Consider the following 23430-nt stretch of genomic DNA (forward strand, 5'->3'; position numbering starts at 1 on the left):
TGGTCTTCCACCCAAATACGTCCAGTAAAGCGACCGGCTCCAGATCCCTTTTTCGGAAAGACATCAAAGACCTGGGTGTGAATCGAACCGAGAAAGTCGTTGCGCACGAATTGGAAGTCATAATGCTCCCGGCCGAAGTTGCTGGCATCGGTAAACATCATGTCCATAAAGCCGGTCGGAACATATTGGGTATCGAGGCGCAGCGCTTTCGTAATGCCGCTCAGCGCGCCTATCGACCCTTTGAAAAAGCCTTTTTTCGCGGTCTTTTTCCTGGTAGCCTTCGGCCTGAAAAGTCTTGCCGAAGTCGACTCGGCTTAACAAATATGTATCCGATGCGGGCACGGACGACAGCTTCGGGTCAGCCTTGATGTTCTGGATATAGGTCTGAACGATCGGGACCCGTTTTTGCAGTTCCTTGACCATCAATTTCTCGCGCGCTGCTGCCTTGTCGATCAGCGCCGCTTGTTCGGGAGTGAGAGGAGTCAGGGGAGCAAAGCGCGGTTTCTTGGCTTCGGCGCTCAGTGCGCCGAGCGATAGCAGGAGTGCGGCAAGCCACACCTTGCGTAATTTCTTGGACATTGGTGATCGATACCCGGACGTTTCTGTAGTGTTGCCGTGAGCAGTCAAGACTCTACCTTATGCGAGTTGAAAGAGAATGTGAATGAGCGTGATGTGGTCGGTCGGCTGCCCGTTTTTTGCCGCAGGTTTGAAACGAATCTGCTGGGCTACCTTCTCAGCCTGTTCGTCCAACCCGTGGCCGAGTCCGCTGACAATCCGAAGCACCTCTACCTTGCCGTTTGCCCCAAACCTTACCTGAAGGGTGACCTCGCCCTGAATCTTTAGTTGTCTGGCCTCTTCTGTATAGAGCGGCCGAGGTTCCGAGAGCACTTCGGGCGGCACAAAATTGACGGTCGGAGATTTCGGAATTTGAGCGCCACTCCCTCCAAATGCGGTGGTGCCGAAGCCGCCGGTAGCGACCGCACCACGCGTCGAACCGGTCCCGCCGGGCGTTCCCCCAGCGACTCCGTTTCCAAAGCCCGCCGAGGCTACCGCGGCTCGACTGGTGCCTCCGGGAACTCCGTTAGCCACTCCAGAGCCAAACCCGGTAGCCTGCACGACCCCTGGCCGCGCAGCACCCGCACCCTGATTCGCCCCCGGCGCCGCGTTGAAGGCGCCTACCGCGGCGACGGTGGCCGGACGAGACGCATTCGGATTGGCGACTACCCCGGAAGGATTGCCAAACCCGCCCGTCTGAATCGTTGGCTTCGCTTGATTGTTTGCCACTACTGTCGTCTGCGGACTCGAGAACGCACCAACTTTGGGCTGCGGAGGGGCGACGACCGCCTTAGGTGGCGCTGGCGGGATCGCGGGCATCGATGGAGTGTTCAGGCGTACGACCTCGGGCTTCGGCAGATCCGGTTGGGTTTTAGGCAACTCAATCTTGCGTGGGGCCTCGACCACTGGAGATGGCGGCGGAGTGACTTTGATACGCGGAACCGGCGGCAATGGAGCAGGCGGCGGGGGTGGTGTCGCAAAGACCAGTGCGGTGCTTTCATAACGGGGCACTGGGGGCGGCTTGTGCAACTGGTTGATCGCAATCCAGAGAAAAATCGCGCTGAGCACCAGATTTGCGACGATGCTCACGGTGAAGGAACTGAATCGCCCGCGTGGTTCGGGCAGCAATCCAAAATTCTCACTTACCGGAGGGCCCGTCTGAATCTGTGTCGCCATATTAATTGTTCACAACCCTTTAATCAGTTCTTACGGGCAAGGCTGCAGGGCCCGCCCTGAAAATATCTAAGCTCACTTTAGTTTACCCGTTGGAGAGCGAAGATCCTGATCTCTGGTTACTACGGGCATGGGGATGAACCAATTCGGAACATAGGAGTGTTTGCCTCTACAAACCAGGACGGACTGGAAACTTGCTTCATCAGGAAATTGAAAATGCGCATGACCCGAAGTTAAGGAGGGACGATCTCGGGCTGGACCAAGCTGGCACAATTCTGGCCACGCATCGGTACGCACTTTCCCTGGCGAACTTGTCTCGCCCTTCCGTTCACGCCCATGTACTCTTAATTTCGAGAAACAATCGAATCCGTTCGCGCGTGCATTGAGGCGGTTTGTGCATTCGTCGACACGATCAAGAAGGAGCCCGACTTGCGAGTCCTGGTCACGGGAGGCGCCGGATATATCGGCGGAACGGTAGCAAATGCATTACTCGACGACGGCCATGAGGTCGTCATTTATGACAATCTCTGCCATGCCCGGCGCGATCTGATTCCCGCACGAGCGGAGTTCGTCGAGGGCGATCTGGCTGACCGGAGTAAGCTCGAAGGGCTTTTTCGAGCACGCTCCTTTGATGGAGTCATGCACTTTGCAGCTCTGATCGAGGCGGGCGAAAGCATGAAGCATCCTGAGGTCTACTTCCGCAACAACACCGCTTCGACCTTGAGCTTGCTGGAAGCGATGATCGCGACCAAGGTGGAGCGGCTCGTCTTCTCGTCGACCGCCGCAGTTTATGGCGAGCCGGAATCTACACCGATTCGCGAAGACGCGAAGCTTCAGCCTACCAATACCTACGGGGAATCGAAGCTCCTGGTCGAGCATATGCTTCGCTGGATCCATCAGATTCACGGGCTCCGATACGCCAGTCTCCGCTACTTCAACGTTGCTGGAGCGGTGGTCAACGCCGACGGTGCGCGCGGAGAAGCGCATGAACCGGAATCTCACCTCATCCCGCTCGTGCTTGACGTTGCTCTCGGCCTCCGTAAGAACATTAAGATTTTTGGACAGGACTATCCCACTCCGGACGGCACTTGCATACGCGATTACATTCACGTGAGCGACCTTGCGAAAGCCCACCTGTTAGCACTGAAGACGCTGGCGACACGCGAAAGGCTCATCTACAATCTCGGCAATGGGCGAGGGTTCACGGTACGGGAAGTCATCGATTCCGCGCGCCGAGTGACCGGCAGACCGATCGAGGTCGAAGAGTTGCCGCGCAGACCAGGCGACCCTGCAGTATTAGTTGCCAGTTCCGAGAAGATCACCAGCGAACTTGGTTGGTCTCCCGACTATCGCGACCTCGATGAGATCATTGCCAGCGCCTGGGCATGGCACCAGCTGCGGTTCGGAAGCTAGGCATCAACTCACCATTGGTTATCCATCGGCCGGCGCTGAAGATCGGTTGCTGATCGCTGACTTTCTCTGATCTCCGGAGACTCCCATGCTTGACCACATGTTTCACTTGCCTCTTCCATTGCTGGAGAAGGTCGCCCGCCCGATCATCGTCTATCTGGCCCTGATCGTGCTGCTGCGGGTCTTCGGCAAACGGGAACTCGCGCAGCTGAACCCATTCGACCTGGTCGTATTGCTGTCATTGTCCAATACGGTTCAGAACGCCCTCATCGGTGACGATAACTCCGTCTCCGGCGGAATCGTTGGCGCACTCACCCTGCTAACGATCAACTGGCTGGTGGTGAGACTGCTCTACAGTTCGCCCAAACTGGAGCGTCTCATCGAGGGAACGGATCAGACGCTGATCCTCAACGGCATTATCGACCACGAAGCCCTTCGCAAGGAAGTGCTGAGTGAGGAAGAATTGCTGGCGGTCATTCACCGCCAGGGTTTCGATGATTTCGACGAAGTTCAGGAATGCAGCATCGGGCCGAACGGATCGTTTTACGTTCGCGGCCGCAAGCCCTCGCAGGAAGACGAACGTTACGCCGTTCTGTTGGACAGACTTGACGGTTTAGGCCGCGAGTTGCGAGATCTCAAGGCGCGGCTGCCCGCCTGATCGCAGGCTAGCAATCGGTGTCTGTCTGGCGACCTTTGCCATCGTTCACGCGCATCGCGTGGCATCATTATCTCAATGAGCTTCCTTCACCGGCTGGCGGTCGTCACTGTCCTGATCATGCCTCTGCTTGCTGCCGCGCAGAAGCAGGCTGTGCCGCAACCTGAACCCGGCAGCCTCGAAAAAACTGCTCAACTCGTCGGCGTCCTTTCAGAATTCCAGCGCCTGCAAAGTCTCTCAAGTACGGCCGGCCCGGTGGACCGGTGGGAGGTCCTCTGGCTGCACGAACACGTTGGCGAACAGATCATGGCGACTTCCCTGCAGGTGGATGCCACCATTGCCCAGATCGACAACGAGATTGCGCGCGCCAACGAAGTCCATAGCTATTTGTCGGACCGCCGCGACCGGGCAGTGAATCGCGCCAACTTGTTCAGCGTGATCGTTGGCGGCGGCCTGGGGGCGACGAGCTCAGGACTTCAACTTTCCTCCACCCTCGAGAAGCCGGCGGCAGCGGTCGGCATCGCCGCCGGCGCACTCTCCGCCAGCCTTGCCATTGCCGGGATTCACGCGCAGAAGGGCAAGAGCAGCCGCTTCGGATTCGAATCCAACATGCTTGCCAAGTTTTTTGATCGGCCGGCGCTCCCGGACAGTCAGTACCCCGCGACGATCTGGACATTCTTGAATGAGCACGCGCCCACCGGTCCGCCCGACGTCACCCGCAAACAGCAACTTTTGCAGACCTGGATCGCAGTGAGACGCATCGACTCGATGACGAACAAAGACAAGATCGATCGACTCACGAGCGAGCCAGACGAGATGCTTCAACTCAGCATCGATGACTTTGAGGATCGGGCCGCTATGCTGCAGGATGTCCGGGCAAGGATTTCATTCTTGAAGCGGGATCTTGGCGAACTGATGGGATCTCTGGCAGCGACGGCAGATCAAGGGCGCACCGTAAACAGGTAAGCCCGAACTCCTGAACAAATGATTTGTATGCCAATGCACAAAAGAATGAAGGACGAAAGCCGCATCACGACTTCTGTACCCGTCTGACCCAGTGCTACCTCCGCCAACCGCGCGTAGCAGTAGCAGAAATAGACCATGACACAGACCAGTACTATCCCGAGCACTGCGGCGATGAGCACCAGCGGAGACAAGATTGAATGGACTCGCAGCGAAGCGGTGAGGTGAGCGCCAAGCGTGATAGCTACCGAGATCGATCCAGGGCCGACTGTAATCGGCAGCGTGTAGGGGTAAAATGCGTTGCCGAATGCCTCATGCGGTTCGACCTTGCTCGTCGCCGTTGGCGTGCCACTGGGGCGATTCAAGAGTGCCCAGCCGGTAGCGCTGACGATGAGTCCGCCGCCAATCTGTACTGCATAGATGGAAATCCCGAAGAACGACAGGATCTCTACGCCACAGAGCAATGAAACGATCAGGATGAAGAAGCTGTAAATCGCGATTCTCTTCGACAGGAGTTGATTGGTCCGCTGATCCAGACTTCCTACCATGTTCAGGAAAATCGCCGCGCTGCCGAGCGGGTTGACGATCGGGAAGAGTGCTGCCAGGACGAGGAAAGTCGCCTTGGCTATCGCAGGAATATCCGCCAAAATCATCGCAACTCCAGCTATGCGTTCTTCGCAATGCTTGTAGACCGAAGGGCACGTTCTACAAGCCCGTTCAAGACTACTACCATAGTTTCTAAATGCCAGACACAGCCATTGCAAAACTTTCTAGCGCCTGCTTAACTCGCGGGCTCTAACACGATCGAGCATACGTGCTTGCCGAGATTTGGCGGCGTCTTCCATCGCGTTTTGCTTGCGCCCGAACTCCAATCTCAAGAGAACCAGTCTCGGCAAAGTAAGCCTAGTCACCGCTGAGGCTGAAGAGACTTATCGAGAATAGCCGCTGATGATCGCGATCCAGCTTCTGATTTGTCTCAAAAGTGGAAGATCAGGTCGCTCGCCGCTGTGAACTGGTTCTGCCGCCGGCCGTTGTCGTAGGCCTTGCGGTCCCACGCGCGTTCAAATCGTATTCCGGGACGAATCTGGATCGTGGAGCCAACCCAATGTCCCCACATGATCGTATTCTCCGAATATTTTGTGGCGTACCCGGTGCGCTGGCCTTTTTTGTCGTCAAGAAAGTCGCTGCGGAAGGAGACGTAGTCGTGCATCGAAAGCTCTTTCTGGAGGAAATTGACGGCAGCATACTCTGGCGCCGTACAGCGCTGTTCCCCGAACGCACAGTAGGCGCCATTTGTGCCGCTCTCCGGCGCGATGCTTGCTGAGACGGAGGGCACGTCGCGCTGGTACATATACCAGGTCTCACTCGCCATGTGCACGGTCTTCGAGAACTTGTGATACCAGGTCGCGTCATATTGCTGCAGATTGTTATAGGCGTACTTGGCATCGTTGATGCCGTTGGCGCAGAGATAGTAATTGTCGTTCACCGAACCAGTTGTATAGCTGACACAAGCCGTGCCGGAAGGCTTTGCATCCGCTGTCCATAAGGCTACGTCATGACTGCCAGTGATGCCCAGCTGCGCCAGCCACCGGTCGCTAAGCTTGACTGTGGCCATTAGACCGGTGTCGGTAAATGGATCGATCGCATAAAGCAGGGAGTGGCTGAATATGTAATTGTTCGGCGCAAGCTGGGCCTCGATGCCGGGGACAGAAATAAACCGTCCGATCCGGAGATTCATTCCCTGCCCTACGCGCGGCACATAGATGTCGACGTATTCGAGGGTCGGGTCAAAGCCGTACTGATGGTGGTCGTTGACCCACTGGCTGCTCCCATATCCTTTTGCGGTCGTGAAGCGATAGTCGGTCCCGTAGAGTGCGGTGAGGTGATATCCCCAGTCAGTATGCTCGCGCTGCACTGTGTCCGGTAAACGTTCCGTATACAGGACCAACTGGCCCATCTCAAACCGATCAGGATAGACGTCATTTGCTTCGGGCGCGTTGCTGTTGGTCGAGGTGCTGAAGTTCAGCGTGGGCTCGATCCAGCCATACAACTTCGTCCGGCTCATTGCCCCGTTGATCGCGCTCATGAGGGGATAGGTATTGGTGTCCGGCTCACCAATCACCGGCGAGCCTCCGTAGGACCAGTCGGCGCTTGGAAACGGGGGCGAATCGAGTGGCGATGGCAGGCCGCGCCTTGGAGGTGAGGGTGAGACAGGACTTGTACCTGACCAATCCTGTTTATAAAAATTTGCCCAACGAGCTAGAAATCTCTTCGGCTCCGGGGCCTCCGGTGAAGGGTCAGGTCGCGATGGGGTTCCGGCCGATTGCGCTTCCAGGCGGGGATGGCAGAAGCAGAGCGGCACGAGAAGCAGAGCGCAGAGATGCTGGCGAATACGCAAAATGATCAGGGACTCCATACGCGGGTGTGATGCACAAGCTCGCGACCCCCTGCGGCAACCGCCAACCGCGGCTCTTCGGAGAGGCAAACGACCTTATCATAAAGGGTTCCGACGGGCGCGGCGGTCCGCGCCTTGCCATCCCCATCCTCAACCATTAGTGTTTGTTAGGGGAGACCAGGCGAACTCGTGACGTTCAACGACCTACCCGCAATTTAAGAGGAACCACAAGCAATGGCGTCATCGACAACTTCACTGAACCCAAATTTAGAGTCCATCCTTCGCGAAAATCGCGTGTTTCCTCCTCCAGCCGAATTTGCGGCAAAAGCCCATATTCAGAGCCTGGAGCAATATGAAGCCATGTATCGGCAGTCGGTCGATGATCCTGAAACTTTTTGGGGCGATGTCGCTCGCGAACTCCATTGGTTCGAGCCCTGGACGAAAGTGCTGGACTGGAATCTTCCCTGGGCTAAATGGTTTGTCGGCGGCAGAATGAACCTTTGCTATAACTGCGTCGATCGGCATGCTCTGGGAGACAAATCCAGCAAAATCGCAATTCTATGGGAGGGTGAGCCGGGTGAAGTTCGTCGCCTGACCTTCGGCGAACTGCATATCGAAGTGCAGAAGTTCGCAAACGTCTTGAAACGCCTCGGCGTGAAAAAAGGCGATCGTGTCGCCATCTATATGGGCATGACTCCCGAACTAGCGATCGCCTTGCTGGCCTGCGCCCGCATCGGCGCGGTACACTCCGTCATCTTTGGGGGATTTGCAGCGAACGCGTTAGTCGACCGAATCAACGATGCGCAGTGCACGGCAATTGTGACCCAGGATGGATCCTATCGGCGCGGTACCGAGGTGAAGCTGAAACCGATCGTCGATGAGGCACTCGTGAATTGTCCATCGATTGAAAATGTTGTGGTGTTCCAACGAACCGGCAGTCCTGTTGTCATGAAAGACGGTCGCGACCACTGGTGGCACGATCTTATGGCGAACGCTGCAGCAGAGTGCCCGGCCGAGCAACTCGAATCAGAAGATCCCCTCTACATCCTGTATACCTCCGGCACTACAGGGAAACCGAAGGGATTGGTGCACACTACCGGTGGCTATGCAGTTCAGACTTATCTCACCAGCAAATACGTCTTTGATCTTAGGGAGGACGACGTTTACTGGTGTACCGCCGACATCGGATGGGTCACCGGGCACTCTTATGTGGTTTACGGGATTTTACAGAACGGCATCACGACGGTGATGTACGAGGGCGCTCCCAATCATCCTGCTCCGGACCGCTTTTGGAAGATCATCGATGAACACAAAGTCACCGTCTTCTACACTGCGCCGACTGCAATTCGCGCCTTTATAAAATGGGGGGACGAACACGTTGAGAGACACCGGCTGGATTCTCTTCGCCTGCTCGGCACGGTAGGGGAGCCCATCAATCCCGAAGCCTGGATCTGGTATCAACAAATGATTGGCAAAGGCCGTTGCCCGATTGTCGACACGTGGTGGCAGACCGAGACCGGCGCTCTGATGATTACGCCGATTCCAGGAGCGATCGCCACCAAGCCCGGCTCCGCGACTCGTCCGTTCTTTGGAATTGTCCCGGAAGTGGTGACCAAGGAGGGTGATGCCGTTCCGGCGGGCAGCGGCGGCCTGCTTGTCATTCGGAAGCCATGGCCATCGATGGCCCGCACTATCTACAACGATCCCGAACGCTACGAGAAGCAGTACTGGTCGGAAATTCCCGGGAGCTATTTCACTGGCGACGGCGCACGCGTGGATCAAGATGGCTACTTCTGGCTGATGGGCCGGGTCGATGATGTCATCAATGTGAGCGGCCATCGTCTCGGCACGATGGAGATAGAATCGGCGCTTGTTGCCCACAAGAAAGTGGCGGAGGCAGCAGTTGTGGGCCGTCCTCATGATATGAAGGGCCAGGCGATTTCTGCGTTCGTAACCTTAGAAAGCGGCCACCAGCCATCGCCAGAACTCAAAGATGAACTTCGTGCTTGGGTTGCGAAGGAGATAGGGGCGCTCGCCCGACCCGACGACTTGCGGTTCACCGAGCAGCTGCCAAAGACTCGTTCTGGAAAAATTATGCGGCGGCTGCTCCGCGAGCTAGCCACTCATGGAGAGATCAAAGGGGACACTACGACCCTAGAAGATTTCAGTATTATTGCGAAGCTGCGAGAGTCCGAGGAAGCATGAAGGCCATCCGGATGATAGCCATGCTTACCATCGCTGGTGCTTAACCCCTATTCCGACGAGATGATTTCCTTGGACGAGCATTAGTTCTATCAAGAGACTTATGCCCGTCCAAGTTGACTCAGCGTCCGCTCGACCCGAATCCTTTGGCATCGCGATCGCTATCAGATAGGTCTTGTACCGCAATCACTTCGAGATCAGTCATTGCGGCGAAGAGAGACATTTGCACGATCTTGTCGCCCTTCTTGATGGCCACTGACACATCACTCCGCTCCAGACTGACATCGGAGACGAACCCTTCCTTTGTTCTTGCGCAGTGCAACGTCCATCTCGGTTGATTGACGTTGATGAGGCACACAAGTATTTCACCGCGATATCCTGCGTCAATTCTCCCGCCGGCATAGGTAACGCCCTTAGCAGCCATCGAGGAACGATCCCCCAACACGAAGCCGTAACCTGTGGGACCTTCAACCGCTATGCCGGTCCGGACCTTAGCCGGCCTTCCCGGCTCCAGAGTTATGTCCTCTATGGAGTAGAGGTCGTAGCCTAAATCGCTGCCGGCGTAGGTCACGGTTGGTAATCTTGCGTCCGGATGGAGCAACTTGACTTTCAGCATGCTTTCGCTGCGATCAAGCCTTTTTCGCCTGCGCGGTCTCTTTGCGCTGCTTCGCCCATCGGCGCTTCTGCGCCTGGGCAATGCGGTTGCGAGCATCGTCACTCAGAATTCGCTTCTTCGGAGCCTGTGCACCGTTGCCACGCCCGCTGGTGCTCAGCAGCCGATGACCATTGGTCGCACTCAACAACGCTTTAACATGCTGCAACCTTGTGATTTCTTCATCGATTGATTCTAGAATCTGATTACGGTCCATTCTCTGATTTCTCCCATGTGATTCGGGAACCTGTAGCTCCCCTTACCGGCTTGACTTACTGCTTGCTCGGGATCTGATCGCTCCACCGGATCATACCGGCAGTGGTTACGGATCATTGCCTACAACCACAACCGTCCCGTGCGCCATAGTTGAACGCAAATCGAACGCCTCTCAAGGCACTTGAGTTGCACGTGACTTCGATAATCCCAACCAAGGCGAAACGTCCGCAGCACTGCAACTAAAAGTACAACTAAGCAGCAAGTCAGCCCATACAAACCCCTAGACTGCTCAGATGTTTTCCTCACCCTATGGTATGCCTAGAACGTGTAACTTGCCAGCCGTCTCGGCTGCCACTTCGCCAACGGTTCTTGGCTTGACCGGAAGAATCTCGGTAACCCGTTAGCAGATTAGGAGTCTACCATGTTATCCGGGGTAGTCGTTGAGCCTCCAAAGGACGAAGTATCAACCTCAGGATTGCACACTGACCATGGCAGAAACCTAGATTTACAGGATAGATGAACAAGAATGATAACCAAGAGCTCTGGCAAAGTGCCTAATGATCGCCCGGTCTAGCATCTTCGAACGTGATTGGCAGAAGTAGTCAGCAATCGCGTCACCGAACAGGTATCTCCAGTCTATGTTCCTAGAAGAAGATGAGCCGGGTTGCGCCATGGTCGATTTATGGCTTCCTTCAAGGCTCGAGGAGCTAAGTGATCATTCTTAGGGCTTATCGGATCGAAGCGATGAAACACCAATCTCCATTGACGAAGAACCAGTCAGTCACATGGACCGCAAGTTGCCGACTTACCCCTAGACCGGAATGATGACGGAAATCCGAGAGTTGGACGAATCCGCACTGATCGGCCGTATTTGCGCTGGAGAGAAGGAGTTGTTCCATGACCTTATTCGGCCATACGAGAAGCGGGTATATCTAACTGTGTTTGCCCTGCTTGGCAGCCAGACGGAAGCGGAAGATGCCGCGCAGGAGGCCATCATCAAGGCCTATCGTGGATTGAAGTCATTTCGCAATGAAGCCAAGTTCAGCACGTGGCTGCTCTCTATTGCTCTCAATGAAGCCAAGAGCCGGCTAAGAAAATCGAAGAGAATTGTTATGGAGTCCCTCGATGAACAGGTGGAGTCGCATCAAGGAGACTTTGCTCCTGCATTTCTGACCGACTGGCGGGAAATACCGTCTGAGGCTCTCGAGCGTTCCGAGTTGCGATCTACGCTGCAAGCCGCGGTGACGGAACTACCACCTATTTACCGGGAAGTTTTTACCTTGCGAGATCTCGAAGAATTGAACGTTGAGGAGACAGCGAAAATCCTGGGAGTTACGACCAACGTCGTCAAAGTCCGCCTTCATCGGGCACGTATGCTCCTCCAGAAGCGTTTGGTGCCTTTGCTAAAAACGTCCGTACCGTCCCGGCCCGGGTTGTTTCGGAGGATGTTATGGAGATGAATTGCAAACATGTTTGGAATTACATCTCCGAATACATCGATGGCTCGATTGATGACGAGCTGCGGGCACAGATTGAATCCCACTTAGAGCATTGCGAGATATGCTCAGCGATTCTCGACAGCACCCGGAACATCCTTTATTTGACGGCGGATAACCGCACCTTTGCGTTGCCGGTCGGCTTCAGCGAACGCCTGCGGGCTCGACTGGAAGAGGAGATGGCCAAATCGACTGACAGCCCCTAAGGTAAGTGACTCTGTGGGCTGGCAGCCACTCAGAAAGCCGAGACGAGACCCGCTGAACCGCACCATGTGCGTGATTCAAGCTTGAAGCAAGTCGCTCATCAAGGAATTAAGTTCGGGGAAGTCAGGAATGGAGCCAGAGAATGCGCCACGGATCGAGCCCGGCTACTTGTCTCGTGTGTAATTACAAGGGGATACTGCTCGCGAGCTAAGACCGCGTGCAAACCGCATTCTCAGCGAGGCCGCGGAGAAGCCGAAAATCACATCAAAACAAAATGCGTACTTGCGGTGGATAAACGAAGAGCTGGAGTCAATTCGCCTTAGCAGCTTCACACTCGAGCGAAGACGCCCCATCGTCCGACGATCATCGCAAGCACGAAGGGGGAAGGACAGCGGTCACCGCACCCTGTTCGAGAAGGTTGAGAGGATGCGTAGGCCGGATCTATTCGCCACAACCGAGCGCGGCAAGAGGCTTCGATTCAGCAAAATGCTCATGATGAGCAGAATGCTACTAGCGGAGCAGGATGCTTCTCAGGCGAGCCAAATAATCAAACTTAGAAGCAAAATGGGACGGCCTGCGCCGCCCCTTTTGCCTGGAAGTTTGCGCAAAGATTACAGGACCTGAACGTTCTCAGCCTGCCAGCCCTTCGGGCCCTTCACAACGTTGAACTGCACCGCCTGGCCTTCTTGAAGACTGCGGAAGCCATTGGCCTGGATCGCGGTGTGGTGAACAAATACATCTTCACCGTTAGCGCGGCTCAGAAATCCAAAGCCCTTCGCATCGTTAAACCATTTCACTGTTCCCTGTTCCATAACTTGATTCTTTTCCTTTTGTAGAGATAACGCTGAATTGAAATCGGGATATTCGCAGGTATTGCTACAGCAAAGTGCATAACGAGCGGTAGAGCCACAGTCCCTATTCGACGCTCCTTCAGTATAACCGGAATGACCTGCGACGGCGCAACTTTTATTTTGTCACCATCCGATTCAGGAAAAATGTTGTTTGACCGACTTCCTTTCAACGGATATTCGCCGGTTTTTATCGGGAAATTAAGACTCTTTCCGTAAGCGTGGCCTCATGATGGCGGCATGGTCGAATCCACTGATTCTGTGCAGCGCCAGCTTTCCGGTTCGAGATCCGGGGTCTCCCGGAACGGCGTTTTCGGATCAAACACGGTCTCCAGAGCGTCCTACTTGGATCCTGCCATCACCGCTCCCAAGTATATCGACCCTGCCCCGGTTGTCGAAGATGCCAATCCCGGCTGGGTGCCGATGGATCTGGGACGCTACCGGGTCACGATCGCCCAAACCCTCGGAGAACGCGAGTCGGCGTGCCGGCTGCGCTTCAAGGTCTTCAACATTGAGCTGGGCGAAGGGCTGCAAGCCTCTTACAAGACCGGGCTGGACACGGACCACTTCGACCTATTCTGCGACCAGCTCATCGTTGAGGATCGCAGTTCGCGCAGCATTGTTGGCACGTATCGGATGCAGTCCGGGATCACTGCCGCCCGTAACCTCGGATACTACTGTGAACAGGAATTCGACTTCCGGCCATACGCCAAGGTGCGCGATGCAGTTCTCGAACTGGGACGCGCCTCGATCGACCGCGAGCACCGTTCGAGCGAAGTCTTGACTCTGCTGTGGCGTGGAATCGCCCAGTATACCCGCCTCCACAACCTTCGCTATCTAATCGGCTGCTCGTCGCTGAACTCTCAGGATCCGAGGGTAGGTTGGCAAATGTATCGTCAACTCAGCGGGTTTCAGGTTGCCCCGGAGTTTCAGACTTCGCCGACAGACTCCTTTCTACTGCCCTTCACTGACGAGGCTCCGGAGGTCATGGCCAAGGTTCCGAAGTTGCTTCGGACGTATATTGGGATCGGGGCCAAAATCTGTGGCGCTCCGGCCTGGGACCGGGAATTCGGCACGATCGACTTCCTGACCCTGTTGGATATGCGTGAACTTACCCCCGCCGCGAGGGTCCGGTTCCAAACCGAAGCACAATAGCGCGAGTCCGGCAGAGAAGCCGCTTACGTGGCCGATGGAAGGCGATGGTTCTGGTGCTGTCGCTGCTTCAGTGCATGGCTGTTTTCCTCGTCCTACGGCTACGCGGCAAAACCTCCGAGAAGCAGCGTGCAGATTGGCTGCACCGCTCCTGCAGGATGGTCCTGCGACGGATGGGTTTCTCTCTTCATGCGGCGAGCCCGGGGATGGATGGCATCCTGATCGTCTCAAACCACCTCAGCTACCTCGATATTCTGCTTTATGGAGCTAACTCTCCCTGCGTCTTCGTGGCCAAGTCTGAGGTGCGCTCGTGGCCTCTTTTAGGTCTGCTGGCTTCGCTTGGCGGGACGGTCTTTGTCGATCGCACCAGCACCATCGGAGCGGCCCAGGCGGCCGCCAAGATTCAAAGCCTGCTCCATCTCGACATCAACGTACTGATCTTCCCGGAAGGCACCAGTTCGGACGGATCAAGCGTGCTTCGGTTTTACCCCTCACTCTTTGAACCGGCGGTCCGTGCTGGCGTACCCATTCTTCCAGCGGCCATTGGATATTCCGCATCCTCGATGCTGGAGCGGGATCTCTGTTATTACGGCGACATCTCTTTCGGCCCGCATCTGCTCCAGACATTGGAGTTGCCTGACGTCTCGGGCATGATCCGGTTCGCCACTGGCGCGAAGATTTACTCGAACCGCAAAGATGCCGCGTTGGCCGCGCATTTGCAGGTAGTCGATCTGCGCTCGCGCATTTTAGAAGCTCAGGCTCCGGGCGCAGAAACGCTGGCGGTAAATCAGAGGAGCGGAGCTGAAATCTCGCAGCTATGAATGATTCGACCTGGACCGCTCAGTTTCTTTTCAACGAGTCGCGCGGGACATCGGTCGATTGGCGCACAACCAGCTTGGTCGGGATCGTATATTCCCGTGGGGTCGTCGCTTTCAGCGGAATCTCGCCGTGATCGCGCAAAGCAAAGAAGGCGGTCCGCGCTAGATCGACCCTCGACATCTGCACCGTGGTAAGCGGAGGGGTTGTGAATTGAGCAAAGCGAATGTCGTCGAAGCCGATGATAGAAAGGTCTCGAGGCACTCTGAGCCCGATCGAAAATGCCGAACGCAATACCCCGATCGCGGTCATATCGTTCGAGCACATGATCGCCGTGGCCAACTCGCCACGAGCCTGCAAGCGCTCGAAGGCCAGCATGCCGCCCTCAATTGTGTGATTTGCTTCGACGATCCTGGCGTCTTTTGGTGAGAATCGGGCCTCTTTGGCGGCGATCTTGAAGGCGTCGACCCTGGCTCTGGCGGAATGCAAGGTGGCCGATCCACTGATGAAGGTAATCTGACGATGGCCCAGGGCGGCAAGATGATGAACCGCCTGTCCAATACCGGCGCCATAGTCGACTCGAAGGGTACTGACCAGCGGACTGGGCAAATCAAAGTCGATCAGGGTCAGCGGGATCCTTCGCTCGGCCAGCTGCTGCAGAAGCGGTTCTTCAATGCCGAATGTCATGACCGCGACACCCTCGACTTTTCGCTCGAGCATACGGCGAATGACCAGGTTCATTCGCTTCGGATCGTAATTGGTGGAGCCGATCAGAATCTCGTAGCCATTCTCGACGGCAATCTCTTCAAAACCCTGGATCAGCTCGGGAAAGAATGGATTGGTGATTTCAGAGATGACCAGGCCCAACAGCCTGCTTCTGCCGGATACGAGACCCCTCGCCTGGGTATTGGGGTAGTAGTCGAGTTCTTCGATGGCCTTCCATACGCGCTTGGCCAGATCTGGCCCCACGCTTGGAATGCCATTGACGGTCCGGGAGACGGTAGCAATCGAGACCCTGGCCCGTTCGGCGACGGCGCGGATATCGAGCTTTACCAGCGCTGTTTTGGTCTTTCGCTTCACGACTGCATAGTAGCTTATTATGGAAATTTCAAGAAAATGTTTCCTTGGAAACCCGGTCACGCGGCGTAATCTTATGGATTACGCAAGGGGTTCTTGCGCAACCCTCTTGGTGTTCAGACTCATATGCGTAATAACTCAGTCTGAATTCTTCCCGTCACCATTGCCTTATCCGCCGTGGTCATCATGTCGATCTCGCTGCGGACACCGAACTCCGGCAGGTAAATGCCGGGTTCGACCGAGAAGCAGGTAAACGGCAGCAACAGGCGCTCATCGTGAGTCTCCAGATTGTCCAGGTGCGCGCCGTTGCCATGAATGTCTGTAGCGATATTGTGCCCGGTCCGGTGAGTAAAGGCTTCCCCGAATCCGGCATCGCGGATTACCGCCCGGGCGGCATCGTCGGCCTCCCAACCAGCAATGGCGCGTCCCGACGCAAATGCAGACTCGATAAGGGAGATCGCAGCATCTCGCGCATTTCGCACGGTCTCGAAGACCAGCTGCTCGCGAGCATTCGGTCCGCGCCCGATGACGCCTGTCCAGGTGATGTCGTAGAAGACCGAATCCGGCCGGTCCATCCGCCCCCAGATATCGATCAGCACGAAGTCGCCTTGCCGGATGGGCTTCGTTGTCGACTCAGTTGCCGCGTAGTGGGAGTCGGCCGTGTTCTCATTGACCGCCACGTCTGGCGCATTCTCCCAGACCAGGCCGCCTCGCCGCATCGCCTCTGATAGCCATTGCACCATGCCGTATTCAGTTGTGCCTGCCGCGCCGCCGTTAGCAGGACGCACTCTTCTCCCGATCTCGCGGAATCCCTCCGCGAGAACTTGGTCGATGATTCGCTGTGCCTCATAGTGGCTGGCCATCCGCTCTTCGCTCAGTACTGCTTCGAAGTGACTGACCAGGTCGGATGAACTTACGATCGTCTTGCCAAAGCCGCGGAGCAGTTCGATCGTACCGGCGTCCACCATGGAGACATACATGATGGCATTGCGCGGCGAATATTGCATGGCGAGCTTCTGGCACGGCTTGAGCATGATCTCCAGCTCTTGCTCAAGCTCCTGCCAGGACGAATAGACGGCTTTGGTGCCCGGCAATGAATCCAGCCTTCCTTGCTCGATGCGGTGGACCAGCTTCTTCGGCTCTCCCTGGGCCGGAATCAGGTAGTACCAGCGCCGCGTCACATGCAACGATTCACTCAGCCCAAGGATGCGGTAAGCGATCGGATCGCGATGATGATGATCGTAAAAGAGCCAGCCATCAAGCTGCGCTTGGCGAAGAGCGGATTGGATTGCTTCAAGGTCCATGCGGGTTAGTCTAAACCGGAGCGTTGCGATCTTCGAGGTAAGACAAGCTCGCGACCGCTGCTCGAGTCCTATTGTGAATCTGCGCCTTCTCAGTGCTAATCTAGCCACGCATTAGAAAATCCTTTTACCCTTGCGAGAGATTTGAATGTCATTTCTTGGAATCGATGTCGGCACTGGCGGCACAAGAGCCGTAATAGTGGATGAAAACGGTAAGGTACTCTCCTCGGCATCGAGCGATCACGACCCCTTCCGCGCAGCTCATCCAGGCTGGGCGGAACAGGATCCCGAAGACTGGTGGCGCGCCGCCCAGGAGGCGATCGCGGACGCGATCCGTTTCAGCGGGGCCGGCGGGGATGAGATTACCGCGGTCGGCCTCACTGGCCAGATGCATGGCGCGGTGGTCCTCGACGTTGCCGGAGAAGTGCTGCGCCCGGCGCTGATCTGGTGCGATCAACGCACTGGTCCGCAATGCGACTGGCTCCATGAGCATATCGGACGGGAGCGCCTCATCGAACTCACGTGCAATCCTGCATTGCCGAACTTCACTTTGACCAAGTTGCTCTGGATTAAGGAGCACGAGCCAGAAATCTTCGCCAAAATCGCCCATGTCATGTGCCCCAAAGATTATGTGCGCTACCGTCTCACCGGCACCTTCGCAATCGATGTGCATGAGGCATCGGGCACACTCTTGCTAGATGTGACCCATCGCAAATGGTCTTCGGAGGTAGCCAGTATTGCCGGCATCAATGAGGAATGGCTGCCGCCGCTCTACGAGTCTCAGGAGGTTTGCGCGGAGATTTCGGTTGCTGCCGCGGCCAATGTCGGCTTGGCGGTAGGGACGCCAGTCGTTGCCGGCGCGGGCGATCAAGGGGCGGGCGCGGTCGGCATGGGCATCCTCAAACCCGGGTCGGTGAGCGCAACGATCGGAACTTCGGGCGTGGTCTTCGCCGCCACCGACGCACCGACCAAGGACCCTCTGGGCCGCTTGCATACGTTCTGCCATGCCGTACCCGGCCGGTGGCACGTTATGGGAGTGACCCAGGCGGCCGGCCTTTCGCTGCGCTGGTTCCGCGATACCTTCGCCAAAGGCGCCACCTACGATGCCCTGGGTCGCAGCGCTGCCAACATCCGCGCAGGAAGCGACGGCCTGCTGTGGGCCCCTTACCTGCTGGGTGAGCGAACTCCCCATCTCGATTCTCACGCCAGGGCCGCTTTCGTCGGCATTACCGCCGACCATACGCCGCCTCATTTCACCCGCGCGATCCTCGAGGGGGTAGCCTTCTCGCTGCGCGACACTTTCACCTTGTTTGCAGAACTCGGCATTCCGGTAAACGGCGTCCGGCTAGGTGGCGGGGGAGCACGCGGACCACTATGGCGACGAATTCAGACCGATATCTATGGGTATCCGGCGGAGGTGCTGACAGCTGAAGAAGGCGGAGCTTATGGCGCCGCTCTGCTGGCAGGAGTCGGAGCCAAGGCCTGGCCCGATACCGACACCGCCTGTGAACATTCGCTGCAGGTGGCTGAAACCCTCCAGCCGGATCCCGAGACAGCCAAGGTGTACACCGAGGCGTATCGACTCTATCGCGAGGTTTACCCCGCCCTGAAGAAGATCCAGTAGAGGGAATATCGACCAGATCGCCTTTTCCCGAGGAGAACAAGTGAATCAACGGCAACTTACAGGGTTGTGCGCCACGCTTTCGCTGTTGCTATTCGCGCCGGTCTGCCTCTCTGAGGTTCGACTTCCGAAGCTCCTCAGCGATCACGTCGTTCTGCAGCGCGACGCCCCGATCCACATCTGGGGCTGGGCGGATCCCGGGGAGCCAGTCAACATTTCGTTCACCAGCCAGAAGCAATCGACCACCGCGGACGAACTCGGCAAGTGGAGCGTCTACTTGTCGCCAGAAGACTCTGGCGGTCCTTACGTACTGACTGTTCAGGGGGCCAATACCGTCACCGTCTCGGACGTGCTGGTTGGCGACGTCTGGTTTGCTTCCGGGCAGTCGAACATGCAAATGCCGCTGAGAGGCTTTCCCAAGTCGGCGGAGCTGAAGAACAGTGCTGAAGAGATTGCCAACGCGAATCAGCCGCAGATCCGGCTGCTCCGCGTCCATGACCGGCCGTCCGATCATCCTCTTCCCGACTTGCAGGATGCTGACGAAGTGTGGACCACCTGCACTCCGGAGACGGCTGCTGATTTCTCTGCCGTCGCTTATTTTTTCGGACGCGAGATCCAGCAGCACGAGAAGGTGCCGATTGGGCTAGTAGACGACACTTGGGGAGGGACGCCGGCAGAATCCTGGATCAGTCTCGACGGCATCTCCGCGAATGCATCGCTGATGCCCATCTTCCAGACCTGGAGCCAGATGTCCAATACAACCTCGGACATTCCAGCTTTACGGGCCATCGAGAAGCGGGCTGACGACGCCGCCAAGCAGGCTGGCCTTCCGCCCCCCAAGCACCCCTGGCATCCGGTGCCCGCCTCCTACGACCCGTCCTATCTCTATAACGGGATGATCGCGCCGTTTGTCGGCTTCCGGATCAAAGGAGTGATCTGGTACCAGGGCGAAACCAACAGCGGCACAAGTCGCGCGCCTATGTACTCCAAGCTCTTCCCTACGCTGATCAATGATTGTCGCAGCAAGTGGGGCGAAGGAGACTTCCCTTTCCTGTTCGTGCAAATATCGAGCTTTAAATCGAATGCTACCGAGATATGGGGCATTATCCGCGACGCCCAACGCCGAACCCTCAGCGTGGCGAATACTGGAATGGCGGTCACCCTTGATGTCGGCAATCCGGACAACGTTCATCCCGCTGACAAACAAACCGTAGGCCATCGCCTCGCCCTCACTGCTCTCGACATTGCCTATGGGGAACATATCGAAGACTCGGGTCCGCTCTTTCGCGAAGCTTCTCCGCAGGACGGCCAAATCCGGGTATGGTTCGATCATAGCGAGGGATTGTCTGCTCAAGGGGGCGCGCCGTCGGGGTTTGAAGTAGCAGGCGAAGACCACAAATTTGTCCCGGCCACTGCGAAAATCGATGGCCAAACCATCGTCGCAAGCGCGCCTGAAATCAAGTCGCCGAAATTCGTCCGCTACGCCTGGGCCAACGTGCCGGCGGCTAACCTCTACAACCGCGCCGGCCTTCCGGCATCCACCTTTTCGTCAGAAAATGGCGTGGATGCGGGCACGGTGCGCTGAAACTGGTTCCGTCTGCAGATTGCACTGACGGAAAAAGGAATTCATGTCGCGTTCACTCTTACTCGTGTTATCGCTCCTGGCCTGCGCAGCGGCTTCAGGAAATGCCCAGAAGCTTTCTCCGAAGTGGGAAGAGCTTACCGCTCCGGACTTCGTGCAAGCGATCCATGAATCTCAGGGCGTCTGTCTGATGCCATTCGGAATTATCGAGAAACATGGCCCGCATCTTCCTCTTGGCACTGATCTGCTCGACGTGCGCTTCGCGGTCATGAATGCCGTTCAGCAGGAGTATGCAGTCGTATTCCCCGAATATTACTTTGGCCAGATCTTTGAAGCCCAGCAGGAACCGGGAACGCTCGCATATAGTCTGAGCACTCAGCTCTCGTTGCTTCAGGAGACAGTGAAGGAGATGGCCCGCAACGGTTGCAAAAAGATCGTGATCGTCAATGGCCACGGCGGGAACGAAAGCCTGCTTCCGCTCTTCGCTCAGGCCCAGCTGGCCACGCCGCGGGATTACGTCGTCTACGTCTTCGGCCTTCCCCGCCGGGATGTTCCCGGAAGGCCGGCACTCAAGACCAAGACCGACATGCATGCCGGTGAAACCGAGACCTCGGCGATGCTGATTGCCAGACCGGATCTGGTTCACCAGGATCGCGCCGCCAGCGAGTCGGGAGCCGACCGCGACCGGCTGAAGCTACCTGACTCCGTATACACGGGCATCTGGTGGTACGCGAAATTCCCTGACCATTACTCCGGGGACGGCTCGGCTGGAAATAAACAACTCGGCGAATTCGACCAGAAGAGTTGGTCCAGCCAGATCGCGGAAGCGGTGAAAGCGATCAAAGTCGACGAAGAAAGCCTGAAGTTACAGAACGAGTTTTACGAGAAGACGCAGCATCCGCTCGACACGAAGCAGTGAAGTGCCAGGGGCCAAAGCTCTAATCGCCGTCAGCCGGCTCCGATGGAACGGTTACGAGATGATGGCCGGTCGTTGCTTCGATGGAACTCGCCAGTGTGTCGGTCTTTCTGGGAAAGATGAAGTCCATCGGCGATTTTAGAAACTGCTCGAAAACAAACTTGATGATTCTGATCTGCTCGCCGCGAGAGACGTTATACGCGCGCAGAGCAACCGTCGATGCGATTGAAAAACTCACTCCGAGGTTGAGCACGAAGGTCACCGCGACTCCAGCGATTGCGTAGTAGAGCCAGCTCTCCCGGAATACGCTGGCGCCAAACTGGGACGCTGCCAAGGCGACCATTCCGGTGTTGAGGGTAACGTGCCGGACATCGAGGGGAATGCCGAAGAAGCGCGCGATGACGGGCGACAGACCGAGCAGGTAGCCAAGCACGATACTGTTGCTCCAGGCCGCCACGTTGCGCTCCAGCCAGTCGGCAATCCGATGCATGTTGCGCGACCCAAGCTGGTAGCCGATCGGATGTTGGATGATGGCGTCGGGAATGCGGTGGTAAACCACGAAGTTTTCCGCCCATCCGCCCGCCAGTCCACCAATCCAAAGAATGACTCCGGTGAAGGCGGCAAAGATGATCGTGCCGGACTCGAAGGGATTCATGCCATGGTAGGCATGTTCCGCACTTGCCGGGGACAAGTAGTGTGCATGAAAGGTTCGAAACCACAGGTGTTCGAAGATCACGCCGCCGATGCAGACAGCGATCACGTTCCCAAAGGCGGCGGCAAGCTGCGTCCGTGAGATTTGCGCCGCATACGCGGAGATCTTGCTCCAACGCGAAACGCCGCGGTTCTCGCGCACGATTCCGGCCAAGGCCGCTGCCGTCATCGAGGGCTGCTTGGTCGCCAGCGCAAGGTGGAAGATCTGCAGAAGAATAAAGCTGACCGCGTAATCGGTGCCGACCAGGAATCCTTCAACAAAGAGCGGCAGGTGAAATCCTACGATTCGAAGCTTGAGAGCAGCGGTAAAGACGGTGAGGATGCCACCTCCGGCAGCCGCACGCCACATTTGCCAATAGTCGCTCCGGGTGCGGGCAACGTAATGATCTCCACTATGGCCGGTCCGCTCCACGGTTTTGCGAGCGAGAAGGGTAAGGTTCTGGCGAAAGAGCAGCGAGACCCGGGTATCGTCCAGCCGCCCGCGAACCAGCGTGTTCAGCAGGGCGCGGGCGGCTACGCGCGACTCCTTCGTCGAGAGCGTGTTCTCGCCCGCGGAGAATGCGTCCGAGAGCAGTTCCATCCTCTCCAGGGCCGACTCGATACTTTGCAGATCATAGACGAGGGCGGAACTGACTCCGGCATCCTCCATCTGCAGATGGACGTGGTCCAATTCCAGGCGGCATTTGTGCACGACCTCCCGCCAGAGCATGCGTTCGGTGAGCCGCCATTCGGACTCGTTCCCCACTTTGCTTTTATTGACGAACATCTCGGTGGCAAAGATCAGCCGGTAAAAGGGAGAGTCGTGAACATCCTGAGTCGTGCCCCGGGCGCGGACCGCGGCGGTCACTCCGCGGCCGCCTACCCGGGTTGCCAGCAGGCGCAGCGACTGGCTCAAGTCCCGCTGAACTCGCAGGCACGACTGGAAGCCCTGGGAAGGCCAAAGAAGCTGAAAGAGGCGCTCATACACAGCGGGTTCGAGCGAACTGAACCGTTCCACCGCTCGTGGTGATGAAAAAATGTTGGTAAAAAGCAGACCGGCGTCCGTGACTTTGCGGGCCGACGGGAGTACGCGGCCAAAGAGCCGCCGCACCAGTTCGGAAAAGAGTCCGTGGTGTGCGGGAAGCCCGGCGTCGGCGAATAAGGGCACCGAATCCAGTTCGCTGAGCAAGAGCAGCCACGACTTCTGAAACTCCCGGTTCAGCGAGGGATTCTGCTCCATCAAGCCGATCCAGCGAAGCAGACGGATGGAGAAAGTGCGGTCGCCGCCTTCCGACCAGACGAAGGCGAATAAATGGCTGGCCCGCCGCGTCCTGGCCGCGAGGGTTCCGGCTTCACAGAAGTCCTGGGTAAGCTTGCGCAACTCATCCTGAGCGCGCGAAAACCTCATCCGCCGCATCAACCGCCGGTGACGGAGAAGTCTGCGCGCAATCTGCAGAAATGCCATGCAGAGAGAATAGCTACTTTTCACTCGAAGCGCGCTGAAAA

General features: G+C 57.0%; 21 protein-coding genes. 11 read left to right on the forward strand and 10 right to left on the reverse strand.

The genetic code is table 11. From position 1 onward, the window contains the following. Positions 1-117: 117 nt before the first annotated feature. Both ACPOL_RS05090 and ACPOL_RS05095 read right to left on the reverse strand, forming a co-directional pair. The gene (locus ACPOL_RS05090) at positions 118-579 is read right to left on the reverse strand and encodes a hypothetical protein (protein ID WP_114206095.1); all 462 of its coding nucleotides are present in this window, start codon (positions 577-579) and stop codon (positions 118-120) included. A gap of 57 nt (positions 580-636) precedes the next feature. Beyond that, the gene (locus ACPOL_RS05095; protein WP_114206096.1) at positions 637-1731 is read right to left on the reverse strand and encodes an energy transducer TonB; all 1095 of its coding nucleotides are present in this window, start codon (positions 1729-1731) and stop codon (positions 637-639) included. A 426-nt stretch (positions 1732-2157) separates the two neighbouring features. Here ACPOL_RS05095 and galE point away from each other — a divergent pair, with 426 nt between their 5' ends. The 3 genes from galE to ACPOL_RS05110 all read left to right on the forward strand — a co-directional run bounded on the left by galE (position 2158) and on the right by ACPOL_RS05110 (position 4759). Next, positions 2158-3141 (forward strand): UDP-glucose 4-epimerase GalE, encoded by a 984-nt coding sequence (gene galE / locus ACPOL_RS05100; protein WP_114206097.1) that lies wholly within the window; start codon positions 2158-2160, stop codon positions 3139-3141. Between the two features lie 85 nt (positions 3142-3226). Continuing rightward, positions 3227-3796: a DUF421 domain-containing protein gene (locus ACPOL_RS05105; RefSeq protein ID WP_114206098.1), complete on the forward strand. Its 570-nt coding sequence runs from the start codon at positions 3227-3229 to the stop codon at positions 3794-3796. 75 nt (positions 3797-3871) lie between these two features. Then, positions 3872-4759, forward strand: a complete 888-nt coding sequence (locus tag ACPOL_RS05110) for a hypothetical protein (protein WP_114206099.1) — start codon at positions 3872-3874, stop codon at positions 4757-4759. Here ACPOL_RS05110 and ACPOL_RS05115 read toward each other — a convergent pair. Continuing rightward, positions 4735-5409 (reverse strand): MarC family protein, encoded by a 675-nt coding sequence (locus ACPOL_RS05115; RefSeq protein WP_114206100.1) that lies wholly within the window; start codon positions 5407-5409, stop codon positions 4735-4737. The genes ACPOL_RS05110 and ACPOL_RS05115 overlap by 25 nt on opposite strands. Positions 5410-5732: 323 nt before the next feature. After that, on the reverse strand, positions 5733-6878 hold the full coding sequence (locus ACPOL_RS05120) for an outer membrane beta-barrel protein (protein WP_236657245.1): 1146 nt from the start codon (positions 6876-6878) through the stop codon (positions 5733-5735). Positions 6879-7385: 507 nt separating this feature from the next. On the opposite strand from ACPOL_RS05120, the gene acs reads away from it, so the two are divergent. Continuing rightward, complete coding sequence (acs, locus tag ACPOL_RS05125; RefSeq protein ID WP_114206102.1) at positions 7386-9356, forward strand: acetate--CoA ligase; 1971 nt, start codon at positions 7386-7388, stop codon at positions 9354-9356. A 118-nt stretch (positions 9357-9474) separates the two neighbouring features. On the opposite strand, the gene ACPOL_RS05130 is transcribed toward acs, so the two are convergent. Beyond that, positions 9475-9969, reverse strand: a complete 495-nt coding sequence (locus ACPOL_RS05130) for a dUTP diphosphatase (RefSeq protein ID WP_114206103.1) — start codon at positions 9967-9969, stop codon at positions 9475-9477. 13 nt (positions 9970-9982) lie between these two features. Next, positions 9983-10222, reverse strand: coding sequence for a hypothetical protein (locus ACPOL_RS05135; RefSeq protein WP_114206104.1), 240 nt, complete (start codon positions 10220-10222; stop codon positions 9983-9985). An 820-nt stretch (positions 10223-11042) separates the two neighbouring features. Between ACPOL_RS05135 and ACPOL_RS05140 the strand changes: the two genes are divergently transcribed. Together ACPOL_RS05140 and ACPOL_RS05145 are read left to right on the forward strand one after the other, a co-directional pair. Continuing rightward, positions 11043-11681 carry a sigma-70 family RNA polymerase sigma factor gene (locus ACPOL_RS05140; RefSeq protein ID WP_338026751.1) on the forward strand — a complete coding sequence of 213 codons (639 nt, stop codon included), beginning with the start codon at positions 11043-11045 and terminating at the stop codon, positions 11679-11681. Beyond that, the gene (locus tag ACPOL_RS05145; RefSeq protein WP_338026752.1) at positions 11678-11923 is read left to right on the forward strand and encodes an anti-sigma factor family protein; all 246 of its coding nucleotides are present in this window, start codon (positions 11678-11680) and stop codon (positions 11921-11923) included. The genes ACPOL_RS05140 and ACPOL_RS05145 overlap by 4 nt, the downstream gene beginning before the upstream one ends. 609 nt (positions 11924-12532) lie before the next feature. Here the strand turns inward: ACPOL_RS05145 and ACPOL_RS05155 are convergent. Further along, complete coding sequence (locus ACPOL_RS05155; protein WP_114206108.1) at positions 12533-12733, reverse strand: cold-shock protein; 201 nt, start codon at positions 12731-12733, stop codon at positions 12533-12535. Between the two features lie 381 nt (positions 12734-13114). Between ACPOL_RS05155 and ACPOL_RS05160 the strand changes: the two genes are divergently transcribed. Both ACPOL_RS05160 and ACPOL_RS05165 read left to right on the forward strand, forming a co-directional pair. After that, positions 13115-13924 (forward strand): GNAT family N-acetyltransferase, encoded by an 810-nt coding sequence (locus tag ACPOL_RS05160; RefSeq protein WP_236657246.1) that lies wholly within the window; start codon positions 13115-13117, stop codon positions 13922-13924. Positions 13925-14094: 170 nt separating this feature from the next. Beyond that, a complete protein-coding gene (locus ACPOL_RS05165) occupies positions 14095-14742 on the forward strand; it encodes a lysophospholipid acyltransferase family protein (RefSeq protein ID WP_161557218.1) in 648 nt (215 codons plus the stop codon). A 19-nt stretch (positions 14743-14761) separates the two neighbouring features. On the opposite strand, the gene ACPOL_RS05170 is transcribed toward ACPOL_RS05165, so the two are convergent. After that, entirely contained in the window at positions 14762-15817 is a 1056-nt protein-coding gene (locus ACPOL_RS05170) for a LacI family DNA-binding transcriptional regulator (protein WP_114206110.1), read from the reverse strand. A gap of 119 nt (positions 15818-15936) precedes the next feature. Next, the gene (locus ACPOL_RS05175; protein ID WP_114206111.1) at positions 15937-17118 is read right to left on the reverse strand and encodes a M24 family metallopeptidase; all 1182 of its coding nucleotides are present in this window, start codon (positions 17116-17118) and stop codon (positions 15937-15939) included. A 145-nt stretch (positions 17119-17263) separates the two neighbouring features. On the opposite strand from ACPOL_RS05175, the gene xylB reads away from it, so the two are divergent. From xylB to ACPOL_RS05190, 3 genes are read left to right on the forward strand one after another with little or no spacing between them, the layout of a single operon-like run. Then, the gene (xylB, locus tag ACPOL_RS05180) at positions 17264-18739 is read left to right on the forward strand and encodes a xylulokinase (RefSeq protein WP_114206112.1); all 1476 of its coding nucleotides are present in this window, start codon (positions 17264-17266) and stop codon (positions 18737-18739) included. 40 nt (positions 18740-18779) lie between these two features. Beyond that, a complete protein-coding gene (locus ACPOL_RS05185) occupies positions 18780-20321 on the forward strand; it encodes a sialate O-acetylesterase (protein WP_236657247.1) in 1542 nt (513 codons plus the stop codon). Between the two features lie 43 nt (positions 20322-20364). Further along, positions 20365-21237: a creatininase family protein gene (locus ACPOL_RS05190; protein WP_114206114.1), complete on the forward strand. Its 873-nt coding sequence runs from the start codon at positions 20365-20367 to the stop codon at positions 21235-21237. Between the two features lie 19 nt (positions 21238-21256). On the opposite strand, the gene ACPOL_RS05195 is transcribed toward ACPOL_RS05190, so the two are convergent. Continuing rightward, positions 21257-23389 (reverse strand): hypothetical protein, encoded by a 2133-nt coding sequence (locus tag ACPOL_RS05195; protein ID WP_114206115.1) that lies wholly within the window; start codon positions 23387-23389, stop codon positions 21257-21259. Between the last annotated feature and the right edge of the window lie 41 nt (positions 23390-23430).

Origin of the sequence: Acidisarcina polymorpha, from assembly GCF_003330725.1 — a bacterium.
In the GTDB taxonomy this organism is placed as follows: domain Bacteria; phylum Acidobacteriota; class Terriglobia; order Terriglobales; family Acidobacteriaceae; genus Acidisarcina; species Acidisarcina polymorpha.